The sequence below is a fragment of the Jatrophihabitans sp. YIM 134969 genome, from assembly GCF_054456675.1.
The window spans coordinates 1-2,464 of the sequence record NZ_JBTJEQ010000101.1; the positions used below are offsets into that span (position 1 = coordinate 1).

A 2,464-nucleotide genomic window follows, 5' to 3' on the forward strand; every position below is an offset into this window, starting at 1 on the left:
GGCGGGTCGGCCGGGGGCGTCGCCACGACCTCCACCACGCGCACCGCCGTGACCGCGGCGACCGGCGCGCTGCCCGCGCGGGCGACCACGACGTCGGCCTCGGCGGTGGCCACGTGCCGCGCGAGATCGGCCGCGGGGTCGTCGCTGAACTGGCTGAACACCGTGACCTCGACGCCCGGGACCCGGACCCTCGCGGCGAGTTCGTGCAGTTCCTGCAGGGCTTTCGTCATGACGAGCAGCTCACTACCGAGGCCGGACCCGACCTCGAGGCGCGCGGTCGCGGCGTGGGCCACGAACCGGGTGATGAGCACCTGCGAAGGCCTGCGACCGGCGGCGATCGCCACGGCCGTCTGGACCACGTCGACGTCGAGGACCGGGTCGTCGACCACCGCGACCACCCGGTAGGCGACGGCGTTGCCGAGGGCCGCCCGTTCGGCGTCGGCGAGGTCACGTTCGACGAGGCGCTTCGGGTAGAAGACCTTGAGCAGGGGCCCGGCCATGATCGTCGTCACCAGCGCCATGACGACCATGAGCGAGAACAACTCGGTGTCGAGGATGCCCAGTTCCTTGCCCACGGTGAGGATGACGATCTCGGTGAGGCCGCGGGTGTTCATCAACGTCCCGAGCACGGCGGACTGACGCGACGGCACACCCGCGGAGCGCGCCCCGAGGTAGGCGCCGATGAACTTGCCCCCGATCGCGACCACGAGGATCGCGACCAGTTCCAGCAGGCCGGCGAGGCCCACCTGGCTGAGGTTGACGCCGAGGCCCGCGATGACGAAGAAGACCGGCAGCAGGACGATGACGCTGATCTGCTCCAGCCGCTCGAGGACGTCCTCGCGCAGTTGTTCGCCGTGCAGGCGCGGCATGCAGGCACCGAAGATGAACGCGCCGAAGATGTAGTGCACGCCGAGCCACTCCGTGGCGTAACACGACAGGACCAGCCCCACGACGATGATCGCGAGCACGTCGGGTGTGAGTCGTCCCGCGCGGTTGCGCGCGGTGACCAACCGTTGCAGCAGGGGTCGGACCACCAGCGCCATGAGGGCGATGTAGACCGGCGACAGCAGCACGTGCCACTGGTCGCTGCCGCCCTCGGATCCGGCGATGGTCACGACGACCGCGAGCAGCGACCAGGCCAACACGTCGTCGACCGCGGCGCTGGCGATGGCGAGACCACCGATGCGGGTGCGTTGCAGCCCACGGTCGGTCAGGATGCGGGCGAGGACCGGGAACGCGGTGACCGACATGGACGCGCCGATGAACAACGCGAACGGCAGGACGTCGTCGACGTCGTGCCGGTGGGCGAGCCACACGCCGAGCGCGGCTCCGAGCCCGAGCGGCAGGATGATCGACCCGATCGACACCCGCACCGCGACGCGTTCCCGCCCGCGGATCAGCGAGCGGTCGACCTCGTAGCCGACCACGAACATGAACAGCACCAGGCCGACGATCGACAGCGACTGCAACATCGGCCGCAGGTCCATCGGGAACAGCGCCTTGGTGATGGCGCCGCTGAACAGCGTCGGGCCGAGCAGGACGCCGGCGAGGATCTCGCCGACGACCGACGGCTGCCCGAGCTTGCGGGCGAGGCGCCCGAGCAACCGGGCCGCCACGATGATGATCGCGAGGTCGCCCAGCAGGTAGAGGACCGGGGAGTGCACGGCGGCCTCAGGTGTTCCGGTGCGACTCGTACCGGATCTCGCGACGGCCGAGGCCGACACGGGTTCCAGGCACGAGGGCGAAGGGTCGGCCGGGTTCCAGACGTTGCCACGCGTCCTGCTTCGGCAGCGTGACCGCGGTGCCGTTCGCCGACTGCAGGTCGGTGATCGTGACGTGCCAGCCGTCGAGCGTCACACGCAGGTGGGCGCGTGAGACGTGGCTGCTGTCGCCGCTGACCCGCAGGGGTCGGGCGGCGCCGTCACGGACGTCGGGGTGCACGGTGGGTTCACGGCCGAGGACGTAGTCGGAGTCGAGGCTGAAGATGGCGCCGTCGTCGAGGATGAGCACGCCGAGCGGCGGCCGCGGGCCGGGCCGCGGGTACAGGGTCTGCTGCTGCATCGAGATGCCGCACACCGCGCAGTAGCGGGCGTCGGGATCGTCGAAGTGTCCGTTCTTGCAGTAGACCCCGAGGATCACGGCACGGTTGTCCTGTGCACCGGTCGCGGCGACGGCTGCCGCTCCGGTCGGCAGCGGCTCGGCCTTCGGGGGCGCGGCGGGTGGCACGGTCGGTTGCTCGGGCGGACCGACGAGCAGCACCGACTCGAACGGCAGGCTGCGGTCGACGACCGGACCGGGCTCGGGGGCCGGTGTGCCGTCCGGGACGACCGCCATCGGCTCCATCGCGGTGGGCGCGGGGTCCTCGGGCACGGGCGTCGGTTCCGCGGCGACCGGAGCCGGGGCCGGGGGCGGGGACGCCACGGGAGGCGCGGGAGGCGCGGGAGGCGCGGGAGGCGCGGGAGGC

Annotated in this window: 2 protein-coding genes; both read right to left on the minus strand. The window is 71.8% G+C overall.

All coding sequences use genetic code 11. The annotated features are described in order from the left end of the window. A partial coding sequence (locus ACXR2U_RS23980; protein WP_458827612.1) for a cation:proton antiporter occupies window positions 1–1,664 on the minus strand: 1,664 nt, incomplete at its 3' end. Between the two features lie 7 nt (window positions 1,665–1,671). Beyond that, window positions 1,672–2,464, minus strand: a 793-nt coding sequence (locus ACXR2U_RS23985; protein WP_458827613.1) for an FHA domain-containing protein, incomplete at its 5' end; no start/stop codon positions are given.